The organism is Gemmatimonadales bacterium (genome assembly GCA_019637315.1).
GTDB lineage: Bacteria > Gemmatimonadota > Gemmatimonadetes > Gemmatimonadales > GWC2-71-9 > SHZU01.
Genome location: JAHBVU010000029.1, coordinates 1 through 22721 on the forward strand (window position 1 = coordinate 1; position 22721 = coordinate 22721).

General features: G+C 66.3%; 22 protein-coding genes. 7 read left to right on the top strand and 15 right to left on the bottom strand.

Annotated elements, in window-relative coordinates; translation table 11 throughout:
• Positions 1-435 precede the first annotated feature (435 nt).
• Both KF785_16730 and KF785_16735 read right to left on the bottom strand, forming a co-directional pair.
• On the bottom strand, positions 436-861 hold the full coding sequence (locus tag KF785_16730) for a CBS domain-containing protein (protein ID MBX3148412.1): 426 nt from the start codon (positions 859-861) through the stop codon (positions 436-438).
• Between the two features lie 88 nt (positions 862-949).
• Complete coding sequence (locus KF785_16735) at positions 950-2365, bottom strand: serine hydrolase (GenBank protein MBX3148413.1); 1416 nt, start codon at positions 2363-2365, stop codon at positions 950-952.
• Positions 2366-2501: 136 nt separating this feature from the next.
• On the opposite strand from KF785_16735, the gene KF785_16740 reads away from it, so the two are divergent.
• From KF785_16740 to KF785_16770, 7 genes are all read left to right on the top strand, one after another.
• Positions 2502-4019 (top strand): serine hydrolase, encoded by a 1518-nt coding sequence (locus tag KF785_16740; protein MBX3148414.1) that lies wholly within the window; start codon positions 2502-2504, stop codon positions 4017-4019.
• Positions 4020-4049: 30 nt separating this feature from the next.
• Positions 4050-4475, top strand: a complete 426-nt coding sequence (locus KF785_16745; protein ID MBX3148415.1) for a PaaI family thioesterase — start codon at positions 4050-4052, stop codon at positions 4473-4475.
• Positions 4476-4560: 85 nt separating this feature from the next.
• Positions 4561-5025, top strand: coding sequence for a carbon monoxide dehydrogenase subunit G (locus KF785_16750; protein MBX3148416.1), 465 nt, complete (start codon positions 4561-4563; stop codon positions 5023-5025).
• The gene (locus KF785_16755) at positions 5022-5933 is read left to right on the top strand and encodes a MoxR family ATPase (GenBank protein MBX3148417.1); all 912 of its coding nucleotides are present in this window, start codon (positions 5022-5024) and stop codon (positions 5931-5933) included. Before KF785_16750 ends, KF785_16755 begins: the two co-directional genes overlap by 4 nt.
• Positions 5930-7075, top strand: coding sequence for a VWA domain-containing protein (locus KF785_16760; GenBank protein MBX3148418.1), 1146 nt, complete (start codon positions 5930-5932; stop codon positions 7073-7075). Before KF785_16755 ends, KF785_16760 begins: the two co-directional genes overlap by 4 nt.
• Positions 7068-8114, top strand: coding sequence for an XdhC family protein (locus tag KF785_16765; GenBank protein MBX3148419.1), 1047 nt, complete (start codon positions 7068-7070; stop codon positions 8112-8114). The genes KF785_16760 and KF785_16765 overlap by 8 nt, the downstream gene beginning before the upstream one ends.
• A 23-nt stretch (positions 8115-8137) precedes the next feature.
• Positions 8138-9595 carry a serine hydrolase gene (locus KF785_16770; protein ID MBX3148420.1) on the top strand — a complete coding sequence of 486 codons (1458 nt, stop codon included), beginning with the start codon at positions 8138-8140 and terminating at the stop codon, positions 9593-9595.
• A gap of 112 nt (positions 9596-9707) precedes the next feature.
• Here KF785_16770 and KF785_16775 read toward each other — a convergent pair whose 3' ends face one another.
• From KF785_16775 to KF785_16835, 13 genes are all read right to left on the bottom strand, one after another.
• Positions 9708-10745, bottom strand: a complete 1038-nt coding sequence (locus KF785_16775; GenBank protein ID MBX3148421.1) for a WD40 repeat domain-containing protein — start codon at positions 10743-10745, stop codon at positions 9708-9710.
• On the bottom strand, positions 10742-11350 hold the full coding sequence (locus tag KF785_16780; protein MBX3148422.1) for a hypothetical protein: 609 nt from the start codon (positions 11348-11350) through the stop codon (positions 10742-10744). The genes KF785_16775 and KF785_16780 overlap by 4 nt, the downstream gene beginning before the upstream one ends.
• Before the next feature lie 39 nt (positions 11351-11389).
• Positions 11390-14719, bottom strand: a complete 3330-nt coding sequence (locus KF785_16785; GenBank protein ID MBX3148423.1) for a PD40 domain-containing protein — start codon at positions 14717-14719, stop codon at positions 11390-11392.
• Positions 14720-14825: 106 nt separating this feature from the next.
• On the bottom strand, positions 14826-15431 hold the full coding sequence (locus KF785_16790) for a bifunctional phosphoribosyl-AMP cyclohydrolase/phosphoribosyl-ATP diphosphatase HisIE (protein MBX3148424.1): 606 nt from the start codon (positions 15429-15431) through the stop codon (positions 14826-14828).
• On the bottom strand, positions 15428-16204 hold the full coding sequence (gene hisN, locus KF785_16795) for a histidinol-phosphatase (GenBank protein ID MBX3148425.1): 777 nt from the start codon (positions 16202-16204) through the stop codon (positions 15428-15430). Before hisN ends, KF785_16790 begins: the two co-directional genes overlap by 4 nt.
• Position 16205: 1 nt before the next feature.
• The gene (hisF, locus tag KF785_16800) at positions 16206-16964 is read right to left on the bottom strand and encodes an imidazole glycerol phosphate synthase subunit HisF (protein ID MBX3148426.1); all 759 of its coding nucleotides are present in this window, start codon (positions 16962-16964) and stop codon (positions 16206-16208) included.
• Complete coding sequence (locus KF785_16805) at positions 16961-17491, bottom strand: imidazoleglycerol-phosphate dehydratase (GenBank protein ID MBX3148427.1); 531 nt, start codon at positions 17489-17491, stop codon at positions 16961-16963. The genes hisF and KF785_16805 overlap by 4 nt, the downstream gene beginning before the upstream one ends.
• Positions 17488-18219: a 1-(5-phosphoribosyl)-5-[(5-phosphoribosylamino)methylideneamino] imidazole-4-carboxamide isomerase gene (locus KF785_16810; protein ID MBX3148428.1), complete on the bottom strand. Its 732-nt coding sequence runs from the start codon at positions 18217-18219 to the stop codon at positions 17488-17490. Before KF785_16810 ends, KF785_16805 begins: the two co-directional genes overlap by 4 nt.
• A complete protein-coding gene (gene hisH / locus KF785_16815) occupies positions 18216-18758 on the bottom strand; it encodes an imidazole glycerol phosphate synthase subunit HisH (protein MBX3148429.1) in 543 nt (180 codons plus the stop codon). Before hisH ends, KF785_16810 begins: the two co-directional genes overlap by 4 nt.
• A 44-nt stretch (positions 18759-18802) precedes the next feature.
• The gene (locus KF785_16820; protein MBX3148430.1) at positions 18803-19849 is read right to left on the bottom strand and encodes an aminotransferase class I/II-fold pyridoxal phosphate-dependent enzyme; all 1047 of its coding nucleotides are present in this window, start codon (positions 19847-19849) and stop codon (positions 18803-18805) included.
• Between the two features lie 49 nt (positions 19850-19898).
• Positions 19899-21203, bottom strand: a complete 1305-nt coding sequence (hisD, locus tag KF785_16825) for a histidinol dehydrogenase (protein ID MBX3148431.1) — start codon at positions 21201-21203, stop codon at positions 19899-19901.
• Complete coding sequence (locus KF785_16830; protein MBX3148432.1) at positions 21200-22057, bottom strand: ATP phosphoribosyltransferase; 858 nt, start codon at positions 22055-22057, stop codon at positions 21200-21202. The genes hisD and KF785_16830 overlap by 4 nt, the downstream gene beginning before the upstream one ends.
• 205 nt (positions 22058-22262) lie before the next feature.
• The coding region (locus KF785_16835) for a hypothetical protein (GenBank protein ID MBX3148433.1) at positions 22263-22721 on the bottom strand (459 nt) is incomplete at its 5' end.

Genomic DNA, 22721 nt, shown 5'->3' on the forward strand with positions numbered 1-22721 from the left:
GTTGTCGGCTCTAACGAAACCGATACGTATACATCGCCGACCTGCCCCGTCGCGCCGGGACCTGTCGCAGTTCCGCAGGCAAGCGCAACGACCGAGAACCAATAGAGCCGAGGTGATTTCATCGTAGTATGCCCAGCGTCACCGGAGTATGAGCAAGGTACGAACTCCAGGAGGCTCCCGCCAGAGGAATTCTCTCAGCAGATGGCAACCCCGCCGATGATCGGCGCCACCAGGCATTGACCGCGCCACCGTAGCTCATATTGATGATCTCACGGGGGCCGCCATTGTTCTCAAGCTACTTCAATGGGCGATCTGTGAACCGATCAGGAATACTGGCGCGGGCCGGCCGAGCTGCTCACCAATGCGGTGCTGGTCGGCCCCAAGTAACGCGCCGGGGGTGGCTCCGGAAGGGGGTACCGGAGCCACCCTGACGCGCTAGTTCAGCAGACCGAGGGCGTAGACCCGGTTGATGTCACTGCGGGAAATCACACCGACCACCTGCCCCTCATACTCGACGAACAGCCGGCGCACCCCGCCATACTCCATCTGCAGCGCTGCCTCGCGAAGCTCGAGATCCGGCTCGACCACGAGACCTCGCGGCGTCATGATGTCTCGCGCCGTCTGCTGCATCAACCGCTCCCGAGCCTCGCCATCACCGGCCTCGGCAAATGCCGACAGCAGGTCAGTAGTCGAGACCACGCCAAGCAGGCGACGCCGGCTGTCGATGACCGGCAGACCAGACACGTGGGTATCGGCAAGCTGGCCGATCAGCTCCGTCACGGTCTGATCCGGATGAATCGAGATCACATCCGAAGTCATCACGTCCCGGACAGTTCGTTCCGCGCCTCGCAGGTATCCCATGTTTGCCTCCTTCAGGACTGAATGTGAAGCTCATGCCAACTCCCAAGGTACACTCACGAGCCTGAAGGAATCATGAAGTCTGGCCGAGCTACTCTCCACGCTGGGGAATGGCGGCAAGGATCTCGCCCAACGCGAGATTGAGGTCGGCTTCGTGCTTGCGAGTGCCTTGAAGATGACCCATCCGCACAATCACAAGATCATGGGACGGAATCACGATTGTCTTGCTGACGCCACCGCCGCTCATGAAATAGGCATCGCGAGGCATGTTCCATTCGCCGTTGCCGTTGAGTCGGAACAGGCCACCGTACACCGGCTCTTTCCAGGCGGGGCCAGGCGTGCTCACGAACCGACTCCAGCCCTCCGGGAGAAGACGCTGACCCTGCCAGACGCCGTCCTGCAGGTAGAGCATACCGAGCCTGGCCCAGTTCCTCGCAGTTCCGTAGTCGTAACCCGTCAGCAGAAAGTTGCCGTACGGATCGGTCTCGAGCACCTGACGGCGAATCCCGATCCGATCGAACAAGGCGCGCTGCGGCCAAGTGAGGTACTCTTCGCCAGCCGCCGACAGGGTCCGCCGAACGATTCCGCCTAACGTCAGTGGGTCGACGTTGCGGTAGCGCCCCACCGTCGCGGGAGGGTGCTCGGGCTGCTTGCCGATGCTGAAGGCAAAGGCATCGACTGCGCCTGAGTAGATGTAGAGGTGGTCGGGATGCGCCTGTCCCCAGGTCTCCGCTGGATCTGTGGCATCGGAGAAGCGGAGCCCGCTGCTCATCTGCATCAGGTCGCGGATGGTGATCCGAGCCCTCGGGTCGCCCGGGGATTGCCACTCCTCGATCGGTGCGCGATCATCGAGGCGAAGCTTGCGTTCCTGAACCAGCAGTCCGACCAGGGCCGCAATGATGCTCTTTCCCATCGACCAACTTTCGAGCTGAGTGTCCTGGTCGACTCCTGGCGCATACCGCTCAGCTACGATCCGTCCTCGATGAACCACCACCATTGCGAGCGTCAGCGCCTCCGGTGATCGAAACGCCAGGTCGAGGCCTGCGTCGAGGCGGGCGCGGTTGACGTCGGCGGGAAATGGCCCATCGATGGGACGATCGCCCATGGGCCACGGTGCCGACGCGGCGGGGCCGAGAACCGTCCTGACAGGCAGGGGCGAGAACGCCACGGAGTCGCGGCCCCGCGGCAGGATGACACAGCCCTGATCGCCAAACACGCGGGCCGTGCGTCGGAGGCTGCCATCGAGGGTCAGGTGAACCGCACGAGCCTGGCGGTCGACCTCAACCCTGGTGATCCGCTCGCGGGTGAACGAGCCCCAGAATCTGGGGGCACTGTTGGTCAGGGCATCCTCGACCTCTCGCCCCGTTATGAACACGGCCGAGCAGGCGATCTTGGCACTCATGGCGGTCAGCAATTCCTCCCGCGACGGTGCCTGTGCCACGACCGGCGAGGACAACCCAACACCGGCGACCAGCGCCAGAGCTGCAACGAGATAGCGGCGACGCATCGTGACCCAAACCTCCGAAGAAGCGGCAAGTATCCGATCCTGCTGTAGCGAGCGTCAAGCCCTGGTTGATACCGAGACAATGGCCTAGCTTGCAGTCGTTCCAACGAGCCCCCTATTCGCTGCGACCCGCGTCCCGATGCGTCAGCTTGTCCTGGCCGCCATCCTGTTTGCACTGACATCGGTCGCATCGGCGCAGGTCGTACCGGAGCGGCTCGAGCGCTATGTCACGAACGCGCTGAACGCATGGGGGGTGCCCGGTCTTGCCATCGCGATCGTCCGCAACGATTCGGTGGTGCTGACTCGCGGTTATGGTGTCCGCACCGTCGGAGGGCTCGATCCCATCACCGAGACCACCGTGTTCGGGATCGGGTCGATCACCAAGTCCTTTACGGCGACGGTCCTGGCCATGCTCGCAGATTCGGGGCTGGTCACTTGGGACGACCCGGTCACCCGCCATCTGCCCGGCTTTCGGATGCCCGATCCCTGGACGACGGATCTGGTGACCGTGCGCGACCTGCTGGCGCACCGGACCGGACTCGCCGGCAGTGATTTCGTCTGGTACGCATCACGGCACAGCCGCGCCGAGCTGACCCGGCGAATTCGCTTCATGCGGCCGCTGGTGCCGTTCCGGACGGGGCTGAGCTACAACAACGTGATGTACGTGGCGGCGGGCGAACTTGCCCAGGCGGTGTCCGGGCAATCGTGGGACGACCTCGTGACACAGCGGATCCTGACGCCACTCCGGATGACGCGTACCAGCACCCGCGCGGCCGACCTGCCGGTCGACGACGACATCGCGACCCCGCACGCGCGGATCCGCGACACGATCCGCACCATCGACCGACCCGTGCTCGAAAACCTCGGCGCAGCCGGCGCGATGGGCTCCACCGCCACCGACCTGGCCCGCTGGCTGCGCTTCCTGCTTGGTCGAGGCCGCATCGACAGTCAGCGATTCGCGTCGGCGGGGCGGATCGCCGAGCTGTTTACACCGCAGCTGATGCTCGCCGGAGAGGGTACCCCGCCGATCGATACCGCCGCGATCCGGCCGACCCATTTCGAAGCCTATGGTCTGGGCTGGTTTCTCAAAGACTACCATGGCCGGCTCGTGGCAGAACACGAGGGCAACGTCGACGGCATGTCGGCGGCGATTGCCCTGATACCGGAAGCACGGATCGGCGTCGCCGTGCTCAGCAACCTGCACAACACGGCGCTGCCCGGCCTTCTGGCCGACTGGATCATCGATCGCGAGCTCGGCGCGCCGGATCTCGATCGCAGCGCCATCGGCCTTCGTCGCACGGCTGCTCGTCGCGACGGGCTCGCCAGCCGAGAAAGTCGGTTGCTCGGTAGCAGGAGGCCCAACACCTCGCCGTCCCTGCCCCTCGATGCGTACGCCGGCGTCTATCGTGACAGCCTGTACGGTGACCTGACAGTTTCCCGGGTCGGTGACGGCCTTGTCGCTCGCCTGGGGCCGGGGCTCAGCGGTTCGCTGGAGCACTGGCATCACGATATCTTCCGCGCACATTGGTCGCCGGCGATGTGGGGCAGCGCCTTCCTGACGTTCCGGCTCAGCCCGACCGGCAGAATCGATGGATTCGAGATCGAGCTCGGCGGCGAGCCCGCACCCTTTACGTTCCGTCGCGACGACCGACCCTGACCCTTTCCCGCCGCAAGGACCCGCCCCGCCATGACCAGCCCGACCCCGATGACGCTCGCTAGTCTCCAGGCCCTGCTCGACGCCTCGCCGGCCATTGCCGCACTCGGCGTCAGGATGGAGGCGGCTGATCCGGCCCGCTCGGCGGTCGAACTCAGCATGACGATGCACCCTGCGCTCGAGCGCGCCGAGGGAACCGGGCAGTTCCATGGTGGGCCGCTCGCCTCGCTGGTCGATATCGCCGGCGACGTCGCCGTGGCCATGATGATCGGCGGCGGGGTTCCGACCATCGACCTGCGAATCGACTATCTCCGACCGGTGCTGACGTCGAGCGTCCGGGCGCGCGCGATCGTTCGGAAGCTGGGCAGGACGATTGCCATCGCGGACATCGAAGTCCTCGACGCGGATGGCAAGCTCTGCGTGCTCGGCCGGGCGAGCTACAGCCCCCGCGTCAGCTAGCCTCGACCCGGGTGGTCGCGGTGCGCTGCCGACCTCGCTAGGTTCCGGACACGCAACCGTTCCCCATCCAACCGGCAGGTCGTTCATGCGGATGAGCTTCAACGGCGCCCCCGAAATCCGCGCCACCCGCGAACAGGTCTGGAAAGCCATCCTCGATCCGCAGCTCGTCGCGGCCAGTGCTGGCGTGGTCGAGAGTGTCGAGGAAATCGACCCGACCCACTTCAAGGTGGTCGCGGGGCTCGGCATCGGCGCGCTCAAGATTCGGTTCACCCTGAACGTCGAGCTGTTCGACCTCGTCGAGGGCCAGAGCGCCAAGATGCGCGCCCGCGGCAAGGCGCCAGGATCGACGCTGGACGCCACCACCTCGTTCCGGCTCGAGGACGCGGCGCCGGGTGTGATCCGGCTCGTCTGGGAAGCCAACAGCGATGTTGGGGGTACGGTTGCCAGCGTCGGCGCACGGCTGCTCGAGGGTACGGCCCGGAAACTCGCGGAGCAATTCTTCAAGGACTTCGCCGAGACGGTGTCGCGGCAGGCTGCCGGTTCCGCATGACCGCGGTTCCGGAGCCGGTCTTTGCTTCGTCAGGTGCGCTGGCTGAGGCGTTTGCCCGTCATGGCTACCTGGCGGACGACGACCTTGCCACCGCCCTCTACCTCTCGCTCCGGCTCGGTCGCCCCCTCTTCCTCGAGGGTGAGGCCGGGGTGGGTAAGACCGAAGTGGCTCGCACGCTTGCCGCGGTCACCGGCGGTGAGCTGATCCGGTTGCAGTGCTACGAAGGTATCGACGCGGCCACCGCGCTCTACGAGTGGGACTATCCGCGCCAGATGCTCGAGATCCGCCTGCTCGAAGCCCAGGGCCGGTCCGATGCGGCCTCGACCCGCAACATCTTCAGCCGCGAGTTTCTGATTCGGCGCCCGCTGCTTCGCGCCATCGAAAGTCCGGGACCGGTCGCCCCGGTGCTGCTGATCGACGAGGTCGATCGGGCCGACGAGGAGTTCGAGGCATTCCTGCTCGAGCTGCTGGCCGACTTCGCCATCACGATTCCAGAAATCGGCACGGTCACGGCAACGCTGCGCCCGCAGGTCATTCTGACGAGTAACCGAACCCGCGAAGTGCACGACGCGCTGAAGCGTCGCTGCTTCTACCACTGGATCGACTATCCCTCAGCGGCGCGGGAGCTGGCCATCATTCAGGCTCGACTGCCGGGTCTCGGCGAGCGCCTCGCGAGCGAGGCAGTTGCCTTCGTGCAGCGGCTCCGCACCAGCGACCTTTCGAAGCTGCCTGGTGTCGCGGAAACCATCGACTGGGCCGCCGCCCTCGACTCGCTCGGCGCGCAGAGCCTGTCGGCCGAAGATGTTGATCGCACCTTGGGGGTGCTGCTCAAGTATCAGGAGGACGTCGTTCGGATTCGCGGCGAGGGCGCCCGCGGGCTGCTGAACGAACTCGGGGCCGCGCGGTGACCCTGACGGCCAATCTGGTCGCGTTTGGAAGACTGCTCCGACGCGCCGGGCTGCCGGTGGGTCCGGGCGACACCCGTCTCTTCCTCGAAGCGCTCGATGCGGTCGGATTCGAGCGGCGACGGACCGTCCAGGCCGCCGGCCGCGCCATTTTCGTGCGACGACGCGAAGACCGGGACCTCTATGATCGAGCCTTTGGCCTCTTCTGGCGCCGCTACGGACTGATCGGCAGCGATGCGCCGCCGCTGCCCCGAATTCGACAGGACGCCCGACAGCCGCCGACCTTTCCAGCCCGAGTACCGCCTGCCGCAGGGGAGATCCTGCCCGATGGCGCGCCCCGACCCGAGACGGTCGAGGCAAGCGAGCTGGAACGCATCCGACACGCCGACTTCGCCTCGCTCACCGGCGACGAACGCCTCGACGCGGCGCGGATGCTGGCCCGGTTGGCGCCGCGGCTGCCGCAGAAGCCCTCACGGCGCTGGGCCAGCGCGGCGCACCGGGGCGCTCGGCCGGCACAGGCCCGGATGCTCCGGGCCGCGCTCGCCACCGGCGGCGACCCGCTGCGCTGGCGCTGGCTGACCCACCCGAAGCGCCCGCGCCCGATCGTACTGATCACCGATATCAGCGGATCGATGGAGCCGTACAGTCGCCTGATGCTGCGGTTTGCGCACACGCTGGGTCAATCGGGCGCGCCGGTCGAGGTATTCGTCTTCGGGACCCGGCTCACTCGCATCACACGCCAGCTGCGAACCCGGGATCCGGATGCCGCGCTGGGTCGGGTCGGCGGTACGGTGGTCGACTGGAATGGCGGCACCCGGATCGGCGAGAGCCTCCGTGAGCTCAACCGCCGCTGGGTCCGCCGCACCGTTCGGAGTGGCGCGGTCGTCCTGATCGTCTCCGACGGCTGGGAACGCGGCGACCCCGAAACCCTTGGCGCCGAGATGGCCAAGCTCCGGCGGGCGTGCCATCGGATACTCTGGCTCAACCCGCTGGCGGCCCAGGAGGGCTACCGCCCCGAAGTACAGGGCCTCAAGGCGGCGCTGCCCTACGTTGACGAAATGCTTCCCTCAGCCTCAATTGCTTCTCTGGAGCACCTGGCCACCCGGCTGGTGCGCCCCTTCCGACGGACTGGTACGTATGCGTGAACTGTTGCAGGCCCTGGAACGCTTTGCCCCCGCCCGGATGGGCCGGGCCGTGGTTACCCGAGTCTGGGGGTCGGCGCCGCGTCCGGAGGGGGCGGTGCTGGTGGCCACGGCTGACGGGCGGATGGCGGGCTCGGTTTCGGGAGGCTGCGTCGAGAATGCGGTCGTCGAAGAGATTCAGCAGGCCATCGAGCGCGGCACGCCCAAGCACCTGGAGTATGGGGTGACGCACGAGCGGGCCTGGGAGTTCGGCCTCTCGTGCGGCGGCACGATTTCGATGTGGGTCGAGCCCGAGCTGCGGCCCGAGATTCTGCAGGCTGCGCAGGGCACGGAAGGCAGCGTCGTTGCCACGATCATTGGCGGGCCGGGTCAGGGCGGCGGTCTGACCTACCACGAGTCCGGCCAACGCGAGATCCGCGGGCTCGACTCCGGAGCGGCCGAGCTGATTGCTGCGGGAGCTGCGCATGCGCTCAAAAAGCTGTCGGCCTCGAGCGAAACGATTCCGACGCCAGCCGGTGAGATCACGGTACTCTACGAGGTCTTTCCGCGTCAACCGACGCTCCTCGTCTTCGGCGGCGTTCATATCGCGATGGCGCTGGTCAAGCTTGCCAAGCCGCTGGGATACCGGACCATCGTCGCGGACGGGCGCGAGGCCTTTCTGACACCGGAACGGTTTCCCGATGCCGATCGGCTGATCGTCGGGTGGCCCGAACAGGTCTTCCAGGACGTCGGGATCGACTCGGCGACCTGCATTTGTCTGCTGACGCACGACCCCAAGTTCGACGACCCCGCCATCGAGGCAGCCATCCGGTCGCCCGCGGCGTATATTGGCGTGATCGGGTCACGGAAGACTCAGCAGCTTCGGCGGGAGCGCCTGGCCGAAGCCGGCTTCAGCGCCGATGAGATTGCCCGGATCCACGGACCGATCGGCCTCGATCTGGGCGGTCGTGAACCGGCGGACATCGCGCTCGGCATCCTGGCCGAGATCACGGCAGCGCGTTACGGCGGCAAGGTGGGGCGCGGCAAACCAGTACCCGCATAATTCCAATTTTTCGAGGACTCCTGATGCGCAGCTCGATCCGTACCGCCGTTGCGGCCCTGACCCTCGTTCTGGGTGTGAGCGGGACCGCCGCTGCCCAGGCCCTCGCCAAGCACCCGCGTGTCCAGGAAGCGACAGCCCTGCTCGAACAGTGGCTCGACGCCGAGCAGGCGTTCAAGCGCCTTCCCGGCCTCTCGGCCGCCGTCATCGTCGACCAGGACGTGCTCTGGCAGGGCGCCTATGGGTTTGCCGACGTGGCGCGCAAAGTCAGGGCGACCCCGACGACGCTCTACAGCATCTGCTCGATCTCGAAGCTGTTCACCAGCGTCGCACTGATGCAGCTGTACGAGCAAGGCAAGGTTCGCCTCGACGATCCGGTCGAGAACCATCTGCCCTGGTTCCAGCTCAAGAGCGACATCCACGATCAGGCGGACGTCACGGTCGAAGGCATCCTGACGCATGCCGCGGGGCTGCCGCGTGAAGCGGCCTACCCGTATTGGAGCACGCCTTTCCAGTTTCCCACCCGGGAGCAGATCCAGAAGGCCGTCTCGAGTCAGGAAATGCTCTACCGGCCCGAGACCTTCTGGCAGTATTCCAATCTCGGTTTGACGCTGGTGGGCGAGATCGTGATTGCCGCCTCGGGCCAGACCTTCGATCAGTACGTGCGCACCAACATCCTGACGCCGCTCGGTCTGAACGACACCTATACTGATATGCCCGCCGCCGAGCGCGGCAAGCGTCTGGCGGTCGGTTACGGCGGCTATCCCCGGAGCGGGGAGCGGGCCATCCTGCCGTTCTACCAGGCCAATGGCATCGCGCCGGCGGCCGGCTTTGCCTCGACCGTGCTCGACCTCGGCAAGTTCGCATCGTGGCAGTTCCGGCTGCTCGACAAGGGCGGCAGCGAGGTCCTGCAGGCCAACACGCTCCGGAACATGCAGCGGGTGCATTTCCAGGACCCTGAGTCGCAGACGACCTGGGGCCTCGGGTTCTCGGTCAGCCGGACCGACAACAAGGTCTTCGTTGGGCACGGTGGCAGCTGCCCCGGCTACCGGACCCAGCTGACGATGCGGCCCACCGAGAAGATCGCGGTCGCAACGGGCATCAACGCCATCGACGGTCCGGCGACGCCACTGGCGCAGCGTGCCTACGCGCTGATGGCCCCCGCGATTCTGGCGGCCCAGAAGGACACTGCCGGGAAGATCCAGGCGGCGGATCGCTCGCTCGATCCGTATATCGGGGTCTACCAGTCCTCGTTCGGGGGCGAGGTTTCCGTGATTCGTTGGGAGGGCGGCTTAGCGTCGATCTTCCTGCCCAACGACAACCCGGCGCGGGCCATCACGAAGTACCGCAAAGTGGGTGAGCACACCTTCAAGCGGATCCGCGATGACGGCGAGCTGGCCGAGGCGACGACGTTCGATCTCGATGCCAACGGAAAGGTGCTTCGGATGCGGAGTAACTACAACGTGATGCCCCGGATTCGGTAGCTATTCTGCGTCGAGGCGTCAGGGCCTTCACGGACCCTGACGCCGGTTAGACATCCTAGCCCGGCCAGCGCCGGCACGATCCGCCTGATCATGTGACCGGCCTGCTTCGCGATCACGAGCATCCCGTCGCCTGCGTACCCGCACGCGGGCCCAGCGGCCAGACGCGCACGGTGCGGTCGAGGCTCGAGGCGGCGAGGTATGCACCATCCGGGGAGATCGCAATCGCCGTGATGGTCATCCGAGCGGCGCCCAGCACAACGGGGGCAGGCGACGTCAGGCGCCCATCGGGACCGACGCTCCAGAGGCGGACGAGACAATCGCCGCCACCGGTGGCGAGGGTACCGCCATCCGGGGTGAACGCGACACCGGTTACCGGCATCGCTACGCTGACCCGACCGAATCCGGCCCCTCCGACCGCACGCCGTTCGGCGTTGGTCTCCAACGTGGCGAGCAGCATGCCATCAGGCAGCGACCAAGTGCGCGCCCCTCCGATTGCCTCTCCGGAGGCGAGAAAGCGACCACCGGGCGCCAGCGCAACCGAGCCTTGGCCGTACCCGCGTCGTCGCACCAGGTTCGCAAGCTCCGCACCAGTATCCAGCTCCCAAAGCTTGATCGGCACGCTGGTGACTAGGAGCCGTCCGTCCTGCGAGGTCGTGAGGGACCACACTTCGTTACCCGATGCCAGCGCTGCCCCCTTTTCCCGCAGAGTTCCATCGAACCTGCGGACGGCTCCGTCCATGCTGCCAACGAGCAGAGTGCCGTCAGGTGCGAAGGTGAGTGCCAGCGACCAGGTCGGCAACGTCGTCGCCCGGAGTTGCCGGTTAGCCTCGACATCCCAAAGAACAACGCGGTTGTCGCCGGCACTCGAGGCCAGGGTGCGGCTGTCCGGTGCAAACGCGACGCTGTAGACCTCCTCGCCGTGATCGAAAGTATGGGTCAATTTCCAGGTCCCAGTTGCCCAGACCCGAACGACACCATCGAGGCCACCCGACGCGAGCCAACGACCATCGGGAGAAAATGCGACGGAGGCAACACCTTTGCGGTGGCCGACGAGTTCGGTGCCGTGGCTGCTTGCCTGCCCGGCGGCCGACATCACGCCCCCCAACACCATTGCCCCGGCTACCGCGGCCGCACGGACGAGCCCCCTCATCGGGTCACCCCGAGCGCAGTGTCCGGCAAGATCGTCACCACCTGGCCCGCCCGGTCGAGGCGGAGAAAACCGGTGGACGGAATCACCCCGAGGTATGCGTAGCTACCAAGACCATTGCCGAGCTGGACATGCGCTTCGCCGCGATCGCTCACTCCGATGTGGATCGCTGCGCGATTGATCTCGTCGAGGCTCAGCGAGGCCGTCCGTCCGACATCACCGGTGACGTATCCGCCCCGCTCGTTGCCCTCGTGATCGTAAATGATGATCCCGGAAACCGGCGAGCCCCGGGGAAAGCGCCGCCCCATCATGATCGGCTCAGGGAGCGGAGCCCCGAGCCGGAGCCGCTCGGTGCCATTCTGATCCAACAGGACGAGTCCCCGCACGTAGAGTACCGAGTCGTTTGCCGCCAATGTGGCCGGCCGGCCCTCGCTGGCTGACACCGGACGGACGTGTGCTATCAAGTCGTGGATCACACTGGCCGCCCATCCGACAGCAAGCACAATGACCGCCATCGTCAGTCGCCGCTGGCGACGGTGGAGCATTGCGACGGAAGCGGGCTCGGTGCGCCGAGCCGGAGAACGAACATCGCGTTCGATACGGGTCATCTCGTCACCTGTGCATGGAAGTAGCCGGCCGGCACGCCGTTACCGAACTCCGGCATTCGTCTTGGGGGGATCGTCCTTCCACGGAAAGGGAGGCAGCGGCTTCCGATCCGGGTAGATCTGATCCAGGGTAGCCCCCTGATAGAGGCGGCCGTTCTTCATGACGTATCGCACCGTGTTGGTGTGCTTGATGTCATCGAGCGGGTTACCACCGAGCACCACGAGGTCGGCAAGCTTGCCGGGCTCGAGACTCCCCAGGTCGCGTTCCAGTCCGATCCCCTCGGCGCCCAGGATGGTTGCAGTGCGCAGAACGTCATGATTCGACATCCCGCCACTTTGCATCATCCACATCTCCCAGTGATACCCGAGACCATGGAGTTGTCCGTGCGAACCGATAGCCACGCGTCCGCCGGCTTCGACCACATCCTTCGCAAACGCGGCGTGTTTGGCAAAGACGTACTCATCACTCCGGAACCAGCCACCCGGCCCGCCACCGCTGGCGACGGTCCGCCCCCCGCGCCGGCGGGTTCGGGCATCGAGCTCCGACTCCGGTGTGAAGTGGCGCAGCTTGGGGTCGCCGTGCACGTCGGTGTTGGTGTACCAGTAGTTCTCGCCGAACGGTCCGCCGTACGACACGATCAGCGTCGGCGTATGGGTAATTCCGCTCCGGGTCATCAGCTCCGCCACATCACGGAACAAGGGGGTAGCGGGCAAAGCGTGCTGAAGCCCGGAGTACCCGTCGAGCACATGCGTCAAGTTGAGCTTCAGGTCGAGCCCGCCTTCCGTCGTCGGCATGAGCCCGAACTCTTTGGCTGCCATGACGACCCATTGGCGAATCCGGCGATTGCCCGTGAGGTACATCTTGAGGGTTTTGGTCTCGTAGTACTGGGCATACCGCCTGACCGCATCCCGCACCTCGTCGTAGCTCCGAAATGCCGTGTAGTCGATGCTCGGCCCGGTGGAGTAGATACGTGGCCCGAGCAGCTGGCCGGCCTCGACTTGATCCTGGTAAGTGAGCACGTCGGTCGTGCTCGACTGCGGATCGCGTGTCGTGGTCACGCCGTAGGCAAGCTGCGCCAGGTACTGCCAGGGCTGGCCCTTGTGGATGTTGGGAACGAGCTGCTGCGGGTGATAGTGAATGTCGATGAAACCCGGCACGATGGTGGTGCCATGGACATCGATTACGCGGGCGCTCGCGGGCACGGGCGTCTGACCCTGCCGCGCTATGCTAACGATTCGATTGTCGCGAATCACAATATCCGCATCATCGACGATTTCCTTCCCCTTCATCGTCACGACTCGGCCACCGCGAAGCACGACTTCACCCCGCGGGATATCCCGCCGGACCGGAACGGCGATACGGCGTTCTAATGGCCGATAGCGATCCCGGTCCGCCGAGCGGCGCTGCCCCTCTTGTGGAGCAGCGCCGGCTTGGCGCCCCAAACGCCTGACGCTGTCTTCGAGCACTGCGGCTCGAGCAAGATCATAGCTGATGTGCGCGTTCCCGACTGACCAGTGAACGGCTAGGCCATCGTGGGCCCACGCCGGGAACTGCGCCCCGATGTCGCTCAGCTTGCGCACCGGAAAGGCCGCGTTACCGGGATCGGCGACTATGGTGGACGCCGTCGCTCCAGCCACAGGAACCGTTACGGCATAGAGATCAGTCCCCAGCAGCGCAAGCGCCTGATCGCCCTGCGGAGCCATCTTGACCAGCGCGGCGCTGGGCCCGTTGGACGGGCCGGCGACTTTCACGATCGACTTCGGATCGGTGCCATCCCACCGTACTGAAATGAGACCGTCGACGCGACTGTAGACGAAGACCCGAGTCGTGTCACGGGTGAAGTGCGGGAAGGCGCTCGTACCCGCCAAACGGACTGTCACCGGATCGCCACCCTGCGCGGGCACCCAGGCCAACTCAGCACCACGGCCGTAGCTGTAGAATCCGCCATGGGCATCTCGCAGATCCCGAGCTGCCCCGCGCAGGAGGGCAATTCGCCGGCCGTCCGGCGCCCAGGCGGGCTGCGTGTAGAACGCCGCAGTACGCGTCAGCTGGATTGGCGCGCTCCGGCCATCGGCCTGAACCCGATACACGTGACCGCCCCCCGCCGACTCGTCCCAGCTGACGAACGCGAGATTCCGCCCATCCGGCGACCAGGTGGGCATGAACTCACCGATCTCGAGCGTCGTGACGCGGCGCGGCGCGCCATCAGGAAGATCGACGACATACAGACGATCCATAGCCGTGAATGCGAGCGTCCGGCCATCAGGCGATGGAGCGACATCGCGAATCTGATGGGCGGAGAACGTCGGCATATCGTCGATCGGATACTGAAAGCGGACTTCGGGTCCGAGCTCGGCGCTCACCTCCGCGGTGAAGGGGATCTCGGCCGCCGGACCACCATCGAGCGGGACACGCCAGATCCGGCCGTCATACGACACCACGATGGCCTTCGAGTCCGGCGTGAATGCGTAGCCAGGCAAGAGGTCCATCGTGCCACGCGACGCCTCCTGATCATCACGCTGCACGGGATAGGCAAGCCAACGCTCATCTCCCGTGTCGAGATCACGCAGCCGAAGTCCCGTTTCGGTTTCGTACCGGCTCCCGTACACCAGCCATTTTCCGTTGGGCGAGACCCCCGGTCGAAACGCCGAACCGTACCGGCCCGACATCACGGTGCTCACACCGGTCCGACGATCGTAGACAGACAACTGGTACATCGGGAAAATTGCGTCGTACTCCCAATCGCCCATCCGCGAGGCGTACCAGATCATGTTGCCGTCGGGGCTTATGGCCGGGCCGGTCACCTTGAGCGCCGCAGGCTCGTCAATGAGTGGTGCCCCCGTGCCGCCATCGAGATGGTAGATCCACAGCTTGGCCGGGCCACCGAGCCGCTCGCGCGCCTTGCCCGCGACGATGTAACGGCCATCGGGCGCCCACACCGGCGAGAGGTAGATGAAGGTGTCGCCCTTGGTGAGCTGCAGCGTATCGCGACCATCGAGGCTCTGGACCCAGAGATTCTCTGCGCCACCACGATCGGAGACAAACACGATTCGCGTGCCATCAGGGCTGAATCGCGGCTGAGAGTCGAACGCCAGGCCGCTGGTCAGCCGGGTCGCCTTGCCACCACCGATCGGCATGGTATACAAATCGCCCAAGAGGTCGAAGACGATGGTCCGACCATCGGGACTGACATCGAGCGACAGCCACGAGCCCCGATTCGTCGTGAATGCCACGGTCCGGCTGGTAACGAGCGGCAGGCCCGAGGTCGGGCGAGTCGCGGCCCCCATACCGCCCGGCGGGGTCTGCCCACCAAGATCTTGCTGGCCGGCAAAGAGCAGTACCGCGAGAACGGCAGCGGAACGTATCGGCATCAGAGCTATCCTCGATGAATCCGTTCGGATGACCAGTCGTTCGACATCGGGTGCGGACCAACAGGTCGCCTGTCGATCACGGGCAAAAAGTCTGGCGGACTGACTCTTACTTCTGACGCGCAGCGAGCGCGATGCGAACATCATCGAGCGTCGCGCCCAGGGACCGCAGGGCCACCAGCGTGTGGTATATGAGATCCGCGGCCTCATCGACCGCGCGCGCCCGATCGCCATCGGCGCAGGCAACGGCCAACTCCGCCGCTTCTTCGCCAAGCTTCTTGAGGCGCAGATTCCGGTCCCCCAGCAACTTCGAGGTGTAGCTCGACCCCGGCTCAGCCGCCACCGCGCGGCTGGCGATGATGCCGTCCAGCCGGCTCAGCACATCACCGGAATCGGCGGCACTGCCAAAGCATGAAACAGCACCGGTATGACAAGCCGGTCCCGATGGAAGGACCTGGGCCAGCACCGTATCGGCATCGCAATCGAGCGTGAGACGGACCACCCGCTGAGTGTTGCCGCTCGTGGCGCCCTTGTGCCAGAGTCCGCGGGTTCGTGACCGGTAGTGCATCTCGCCGGTCGTCACGGTGCGCTCGAGCGCCTCGCGATCGGCATGAGCCACCATCAAGATGCGACCGGACACGGCATCCTGGGTCACGACGGTAACGAGACCATTGCCCTTGCTGAAATCGAGTCCGTCGAGATCGATCGCCGTCATCGTTCGCCCTCGCAGAGGATGCTGCGAACGGTGCGATCGAGCGCGGCGTTGGTCGCAATCGAATCGCCGCCGAAACCAGTCCGCCGGCCCCGCCAGTCGGTCAAGACGCCGCCCGCTTCCTCGATAATGGGCAGCAAGCAGGCAGAGTCCCACGCATTCATCTTGTCATCGACCATCACATCGGCTCGACCGGACGCCACCAGGAGATAGCCGAAACAGTCGCCCCAGGTGCGGACGACTCTGGCTTGTGCCGCCAGCCCCTGCCACGCGGTCCGGCGCCGCTCGCTGTCAGGATACCGTTCGTCCGTGGTCAGCACGACAGCCTGATCGAGCGCCGCCCGATCGGACACCTGGCAGCGCGAGCCGTTGAGCCAGGCCCCTTCGCCACGCGCAGCCGCGACCAGCTCACCTGCCGCTGCGCAGTTGATTGCGCCCGCAAGAACGTCCTCGCCTTCGACCACGGCCACGAGGGTGCCCCAGAGAGGCACGCCGGCCACGAAGCTCTTGGTGCCGTCGATCGGATCGAGGATCCAGCGCCGCCCGGAGGCACTTCCCGATAGCCCGAACTCCTCGCCAAGCACGGCGTCGTTCGGGAAACGTTCCTGGATCCAGGCGCGGGCCGCTTCCTCCGCCGTTCGATCGGCCACGGTAACCGGGCTGCCATCGTCCTTCCATTCGACCGCGACCCCGGTTCCGAAGTAGCTCTGTGCCACATCACCCGCTCGGCGCGCGACGTCTGCCACCGCCTGCAGCAGTTCCTGCATCGGATTCATATCAGACTCTCCGCGTTTCGATGCCGGCCGCGCTCATCGCCGCCTTGAGTTGACCGACGGTGGTAACACCATCGTGCAGAATACCTGCGACCAGGGCCGCGCTCGCATCGGCCTCGGTCAACGCTTCCACCACATGCGCCGATGTGCCTGCCCCGCCCGAGGCAATCACGGGAACGTCGACCGCCCGCGCAATTGCGCCGGTCAGGGCAAGATCGTAGCCGGTGCGCACGCCGTCGCGATCGATACTGGTGACCAGCAATTCGCCGGCACCGCGCCGCACGGCCTCTTCAGCCCAGGCCACCGCGTCGAGCCCTGTCGGCTGACGACCACCCTTGGTGAAGACGCGCCAGGCTGAGCCGTCCCAGGCCGCGTCGATGCTGACCACGACACATTGCGCACCAAAACGATCGGACGCAGCACGAATCGCATCCGGCTGTTCGACCGCAGCGGTGTTGAGACCGACTTTGTCTGCCCCGGCCCGAAGCGCCTTGCCAACATCGTCGGCGGTCCGCACCCCACCACCGATCGTCAGCGGCACGAAGAGACGCTCCGCAGTGGCACGAGCCAGATCCCACAGCGTGGCGCGACCCTCATGCGAGGCAGAGATGTCGAGATAGACGATCTCGTCCGCACCCTCACGCTCGTAGCGACTGGCGAGCTCGACCGGATCGCCCAGGTCGCGCAGATCCTTGAAATGCACACCTTTGACGACCCGACCGTCCTGAACATCGAGACAGACGATCAGCCGCTTCGTGATCATCGGTCCACCCGAACCGCGCCCTTGGTGGACGCGATCTCATCAGTCGGCTGCACCGCCTGCCGCACCGCCATGCCCAGCGCCTTGAAGCCTGCCTCGACGATGTGGTGGCGATCGGTACCGCGGTGCACCATCAGGTGCAACGTCGCCTGCGCATTGTCGGCAAACGAACGCATCCAGTGATCGTAGAGACTGCTGGGCAGCGGGCCCTCATAGTACGGCCGGCCACCGAGGTCGAGGACGGCTTCGACCACGGCATCGTCCATCGGCACGGTTTTCTGCCCATACCGCACGATCGGTGGCGGAAACTCTTCGCGCACCGCGAGCCCCAGGGCAATTGCGGTGTCCTCGATCAGGTGGTGCCTGAGGTCACCCGTGGCCTCGAGGGTCAAGCCGAGCCCGGCATAACGTGCCCAGGTGACGAACATGTGGTCGAGGAATGGAACCGTGGTACTGACAACGATCGGCCCAGTCCGGACCAGCTCGAGCCGGATATTGGTCTCTTTGGTCTGTCGCGTGATCACACTCATCGCCCATACTCCCGCGCCAGGGCGTCCGGATCGAGTACGCCCGTGTACAATGCCATGCCGATGACAGCCCGGGATGCCCCCGCAGCAGCCAGCGACGCGATGTCATCCAGATTGCGAATGCCGCCCGAGGCCTGAACCACCAGCCGCGTATCGGCAGCAACCGCCCTGGTCAGGTCGAGATCCGGCCCCTCGAGCCGCCCTTCGAGATGCACTGCCGTAACGAGGACTCCAGCCAGCGGCAGGCTGTCGACGGCGCGGAGCACGTCGCCGATGGCCCGACCCGAGCCCTGCGCCCAGCCACGAGTCACGACTTCGCGCCCGTGCACATCGGCTGCCAGCACGATCCGTCCGGGCCAGCGTGACGCCTGCTCCGCAAGCCAGGAGGGATCCTCGACCCCCTTGGTGCCGACAACGACCCGATCGACACCAAGCGACAGAGTCGCCTCGATGCGCTCCGCCGAGCGCATCCCGCCACCGACCTGGAGCGACACGGAACGGGACGCATCCCGACCGACTGCGCTCACGATGGCCGCAATGACCGGAACGTTGTCGCCCCGACCCGTTGCCGCGTCCAGGTCGACGATGTGCAGCTGGCTGAAGCCCCGCGCCTGCCAACCTGTCGCCACCCCGGCCGGATCCGGCAGCCGCACCCGCTCGGCTTCGTATGCCCCGCCGACGAGCTGAACACAGGCGCCTTCCCGCAGATCAACCGCCGGAACCGCGATCATGCCCGCACCTCGGCGAGGTAGCTCGCAATCACCTGCAGCCCAGGAGCCGAACTCTTCTCGGGGTGAAACTGAACCCCCAGGGTTCGGCCCCGCCGCACCGCCGCCGGAAACCGATCACCTTCATACTGACTCCAGGCCACGACCGCGCCGAGATCTGCAGGCCTCCCAACATAGCTGTTGGCATAGTAACCATAGGTGAGTCCTGTCAGGCTGGGCTCGCGAGCGTCTTCAATCAGATTCCAGCCGATCTGAGGCAGCCGCGCGGCGGCGATTCGAGTGACCCGGCCGTCGATCACGCCAAGGCCGCTGCCCTCCCCCTCGTCCGACCCGTCGAACAGGAGCTGCAGGCCAAGGCAAATGCCCAGACAGGGCAATCCGTTGAGCAGCGCCTGGCGCATCGCATCGCGGCCCGGTGCAAGCCGCGCAGCCGCCGGCTCGAATGCGCCGACTCCAGGCAGCACCAGCACGTCGGTCTCGACCGCGCGGAGCGGGTCAGTCTCGACACTCGGCTCCACCCCGGCCGCCGCGATGGCCTTCATCAGCGAGTGAAGGTTGCCGGCGCCATAGTCGAAGAGCGTAATTTTCACGCCTTAACCTCGCGAACGGCTTCGAGAAAGCGCTCCATCATCGGCTCGGGGCCGATCGAAACCCGAATCAGGCTGCCCACGACCGGTGCGTCGACGAACGGTCGGACTCCGATGCCGCGACCCGCCATCAGCTCGACGGCCGCTTTGGGGTCGCGGAGCGGGATCGAGAGAAAGTTGGTATCCGTCGGTGCGACGTCGAACCGTAACGCAAGCAAGCGCTGCCGGACGCCCTCCCGCACCCGCCGCGTCGTCGCCACCAGGTCCTCGAGCCAGGCGCCGTCGTGGTCGAGCGCCGCCGTTGCTGCCAGCTCCGCAACAGCGCTGACCTTGTACGGACCACGCGCCTTCTCGATCTCGTAGATGAGCCCGGGCGAGGCAACTGCGTAGCCGATCCGAAGCCCGGCGAGTCCCCAAGCCTTGGAGAAGGTGCGGGTGACCACGACATTATCGCGCCGGGCCGCTTCCTGCGCCCAGCTGCCGCCCGTGTACTCGGTGTAAGCCTCGTCGAGCATCACGATTCCCGGCGCCCGGTCCATCAGGGTCCGAACCGCATCCGCCGACGCCGCCTGGCCACTCGGGTTGTTCGGGGTGGCGAGATAGATGATCGGCGCACCCGTTGCGAGCAGTGCCTCGACGTCAGGCTGCCCATCCGGCCGCGTCGCGACGGGAATCGGCACCAGCGAGTTCGACGCCGCGAAGTGCGCACCCATCACGAACGTGGGCGACACGTGCGCGAGAGCGCTGCCCGGCACGCCGAGTGCGCGCATGGTCGAGTCGAGCAGATCATTCGAGCCGCAGCCTGGCAGCACGGCGTCGGCCGTCACGCCGAGCCAGCGGGCCAGGCTCTCGCGCAATTCCTGCGTCGTCAGGGTCGGATACGACGCCGGGCTGCGCACCGCCCACTGACCCAGTGACGCCAACGCCGAGGGCGCCGAGCCGAAAAGGTTGGTGTTGTCGGCGAGATTGATCTCGACCGGCGGCGCTTCACGCCGGTAGACTTCGAGCGCCTGATACCCCGGGCGCGGTTCCACGGTCCTGCTCATAGTCCGCTCGTTTCATCAGATCGGTACAGATCGCTATCGCTCAGGGTGATCATCGCGCGCCGCGCAGCGCTGCTGCCCTCGCATGGCCCGGCAACCCTTCTGCCATTGCCAGCGTGCTCGTGTCCTCGGCGAGGCGCGCGGCCGCTTCGGGAGAGACGGTCTGGTAACTCGTCCACCGAACGAAGTCATCCGGCCCCAGACCCGAGTAGCTCCGGCCGAGACCAGCTGTCGGCAGGACGTGGTTGCCACCTGTCAGGTAGTCGCCGAACGCGACCGAGCTCGCCGAGCCGACGAAGACGGCCCCCGCGACACTGAACCGGTCCTTGGCAGGCTCGGCGCCCTCGAAGGCAAGCAGCAGATGCTCGGCCGCAAAGTCGTTGGCAAAGATCACGGCTTCGTCCAGCGTATCGACGGTGAGCACCCCCCCATACCCGGCAAGCGCAGCGGACACGATATCGCCGCGAGCCGCCTCGGCGACGGCACGGCTCAGAGCTGCTTCGATTCGCGCCGCCGCCGCTGCGCTACCGATCACGACTGCGATTGCCACGGCATCGGGATCGTGCTCAGCTTGTGCTACCAGCTCGGCAGCGACCAGATCCGGATCGGCGGCGGCATCGGCCACCACGAGGACCTCGCTCGGACCCGCGGGGCCATCGATTCCGACCCGGTTGGACACCTGCAGCTTCGCTTCCATCACGTACGCGTTGCCGGGGCCCACGATTCGGTCGACCCGCGGCACCGACTCGGTGCCATAGGCCAGTGCAGCAACTGCCTGCGCACCGCCGAGGGCAAAGACCCGGTCGGCGCCGGCCAGGAGACACGCCGCCAGGATCGCGTCCGCGGGCGCACCACTCGGCCCCGCCGGCGAGGTCACGATCACCTCGCCCACCCCGGCGACCTTGGCCGGCACCACGCCCATCAGCACCGAACTCGGGTAAACCGCGCGACCGCCAGGTACGTAGACACCGACTCGCGCCAGTGGAAAGGGCCGCCGTTCGAGCACGATGCCGGGTTCGGTCTCCACCGTGGCGCCGGCCGGCACCCAGGCACGGTGCGACGTCGCGATGTTGACTGCGGCGCGTTCGAGCCCTCGGCGAACGGCGGGGTCGAGCCGATCGAGCGCGGCGGCCCAGGCGGATCGGGGCACCTCGAACCCCTCGAGATCGACCCCGTCGAAACGCCGAGTCAGTTCACGCAAGGCCGCGTCGCCGCGGGCACGAACATCGTCGACAATGGTCGCGACCGCGTTCCGGACCGAGGCAGCATCCGCCCCCGCGCGATCGCGGAGTGCGCGCCTGGCGTCGGCATCGAGATCGGCGAGGCGCCCGCGGAACCGCAACCCGGCTGTGTTCACGGCATCAACCTTTCGATCCGGGTCACCAGAATCCCCTCGGCGCCCAGGGCCTTGAGATCGGCAATGACACGGTCGACCGACTTGGCGGGCACCACGGCGTGCACGGCCACGTGCAGCCCGCCGTTCAGCAGATCGATGACCGTCGGGCCGTTGATGCCGGGCACGACCTGTTTGACCTGATCGAGCGCCGTCCGGGGCACGTTGGCCATCAGGTATCGCTGCCCCCGAGCGCGAACCACCGACTCGAGCCGCACCACGAGCCGATCGAGCGCCGCTTTGCTCTCGGCGGGCAGACCGCGCCGCGCAATCAGCCTGGCACTCGAGTCGATCACGGTGACGACCTCACGCAAGCCGTTCACTTTGAGCGTCGACCCCGTCGACACCAGGTCGACGATGAGATCGGCGATGCCGATGTGCGGGGCGATCTCGGTCGCACCGGACACCGGCACCAGCGTTACCTCGCGACCCGCCCGCTCAAAGAATCGGCCGGCAATGCCGGGAAAGACCGTCGCTACCCGCGCACCGGGGGGAATGTCCTCGATCGTGGCAATGCCGCTCTCGTCCCGCGCGGCCACCACGATGCGGCACTTGCCGAAGCCGAGGTCGAGCCGGTCATCCAGCTCGCGATCCGACTCGGCTACCAGGTCCATGCCGGTAATACCGGCCTCGGCCGCGCCGTCTGCCACGAATTCCGGAATGTCCTGGGAACGGACGAAGATGGCCTGGTACTCGTCGCCCAGCGTAGCGATCAGCGCACGATCGCTCTGGAGCCGGACGCCAAGCCCGGCGTCTTCCAGCAGCTCACGGGCGTCGTCGGCCAGCCGGCCCTTGTTCGGTAAGGCAATCTTGATCATTCGAACTCTCGACCTTGGTGTTGCTGCCAATAAAAAAGCCCGCCAAAAGGACGGGCCGCGGGCTGCTCGGTTGCGTTGTCTGGTGTCTTAGGCGACAACCACAAGCGCAGAGCACATCCCGGCCCGGAAGCCGTGATGATGATGCGCGTGATGGTGGGCCCGAATTACAGACATCCTCAATAACTACGGGGTCGCCCTGCCCCTGTCAAGCATTTCGGGGTCTCTTCATGACTGAGGCGGGCGGCGGCGTTGACCCGCCATCGGCGCAGGCCTGCAGCATCGGCGCCAGAGCGGCGGTCAGACGTTCGGCGCCCGCGCGACTCAGCTCGGCGGTACCGACGATTTGCCGCATGGCGTGCACTCCGGCAAAGCAGGCAAAGACCAGTTCGGCACGGAGGGCGGCGTCGGGACCACCGAGCCAGGCGGCCAGGCGCGGCACCGCGTCCTCGTCCAGCACCTCTCGCACCATGGCCGACACGGTCGGGCTGCCAAGGGAATGAACCACGTACGATACGCTACCCGGTTCGGGGCGCGGATCACTGACGCCGGCAGGGTCTTGGCCCCGTGGCTCCTCGTCGCCGTAGACGATGATCCGGGCAACCGCCTCCCCGAAATCTTCCCGGCTTCCCAGCAGTCGTTCGAAGAAATAGGGCTTGCCGCTGTT

What these genes read in the sequence shown, in the direction of transcription:
- KF785_16745 (MBX3148415.1), top strand. Translation starts at nt 4,050, where the DNA reads ATGACCAGCCCGACCCCGATGACGCTCGCTAGTCTCCAGGCCCTGCTC.
- KF785_16730 (MBX3148412.1), bottom strand. Translation starts at nt 861, where the DNA reads ATGGGATACCTGCGAGGCGCGGAACGAACTGTCCGGGACGTGATGACT.
- KF785_16830 (MBX3148432.1), bottom strand. Translation starts at nt 22,057, where the DNA reads ATGATCAAGATTGCCTTACCGAACAAGGGCCGGCTGGCCGACGACGCC.
- hisH (MBX3148429.1), bottom strand. Translation starts at nt 18,758, where the DNA reads ATGAAGGCCATCGCGGCGGCCGGGGTGGAGCCGAGTGTCGAGACTGAC.
- KF785_16765 (MBX3148419.1), top strand. Translation starts at nt 7,068, where the DNA reads ATGCGTGAACTGTTGCAGGCCCTGGAACGCTTTGCCCCCGCCCGGATG.
- KF785_16750 (MBX3148416.1), top strand. Translation starts at nt 4,561, where the DNA reads ATGCGGATGAGCTTCAACGGCGCCCCCGAAATCCGCGCCACCCGCGAA.
- KF785_16820 (MBX3148430.1), bottom strand. Translation starts at nt 19,849, where the DNA reads ATGAGCAGGACCGTGGAACCGCGCCCGGGGTATCAGGCGCTCGAAGTC.
- hisN (MBX3148425.1), bottom strand. Translation starts at nt 16,204, where the DNA reads ATGAATCCGATGCAGGAACTGCTGCAGGCGGTGGCAGACGTCGCGCGC.
- KF785_16775 (MBX3148421.1), bottom strand. Translation starts at nt 10,745, where the DNA reads ATGAGGGGGCTCGTCCGTGCGGCCGCGGTAGCCGGGGCAATGGTGTTG.
- hisF (MBX3148426.1), bottom strand. Translation starts at nt 16,964, where the DNA reads ATGATCACGAAGCGGCTGATCGTCTGTCTCGATGTTCAGGACGGTCGG.
- KF785_16755 (MBX3148417.1), top strand. Translation starts at nt 5,022, where the DNA reads ATGACCGCGGTTCCGGAGCCGGTCTTTGCTTCGTCAGGTGCGCTGGCT.
- KF785_16810 (MBX3148428.1), bottom strand. Translation starts at nt 18,219, where the DNA reads ATGATCGCGGTTCCGGCGGTTGATCTGCGGGAAGGCGCCTGTGTTCAG.
- KF785_16740 (MBX3148414.1), top strand. Translation starts at nt 2,502, where the DNA reads ATGCGTCAGCTTGTCCTGGCCGCCATCCTGTTTGCACTGACATCGGTC.
- KF785_16785 (MBX3148423.1), bottom strand. Translation starts at nt 14,719, where the DNA reads ATGCCGATACGTTCCGCTGCCGTTCTCGCGGTACTGCTCTTTGCCGGC.
- KF785_16805 (MBX3148427.1), bottom strand. Translation starts at nt 17,491, where the DNA reads ATGAGTGTGATCACGCGACAGACCAAAGAGACCAATATCCGGCTCGAG.
- KF785_16780 (MBX3148422.1), bottom strand. Translation starts at nt 11,350, where the DNA reads ATGACCCGTATCGAACGCGATGTTCGTTCTCCGGCTCGGCGCACCGAG.
- KF785_16770 (MBX3148420.1), top strand. Translation starts at nt 8,138, where the DNA reads ATGCGCAGCTCGATCCGTACCGCCGTTGCGGCCCTGACCCTCGTTCTG.
- KF785_16735 (MBX3148413.1), bottom strand. Translation starts at nt 2,365, where the DNA reads ATGCGTCGCCGCTATCTCGTTGCAGCTCTGGCGCTGGTCGCCGGTGTT.
- KF785_16790 (MBX3148424.1), bottom strand. Translation starts at nt 15,431, where the DNA reads ATGACGGCGATCGATCTCGACGGACTCGATTTCAGCAAGGGCAATGGT.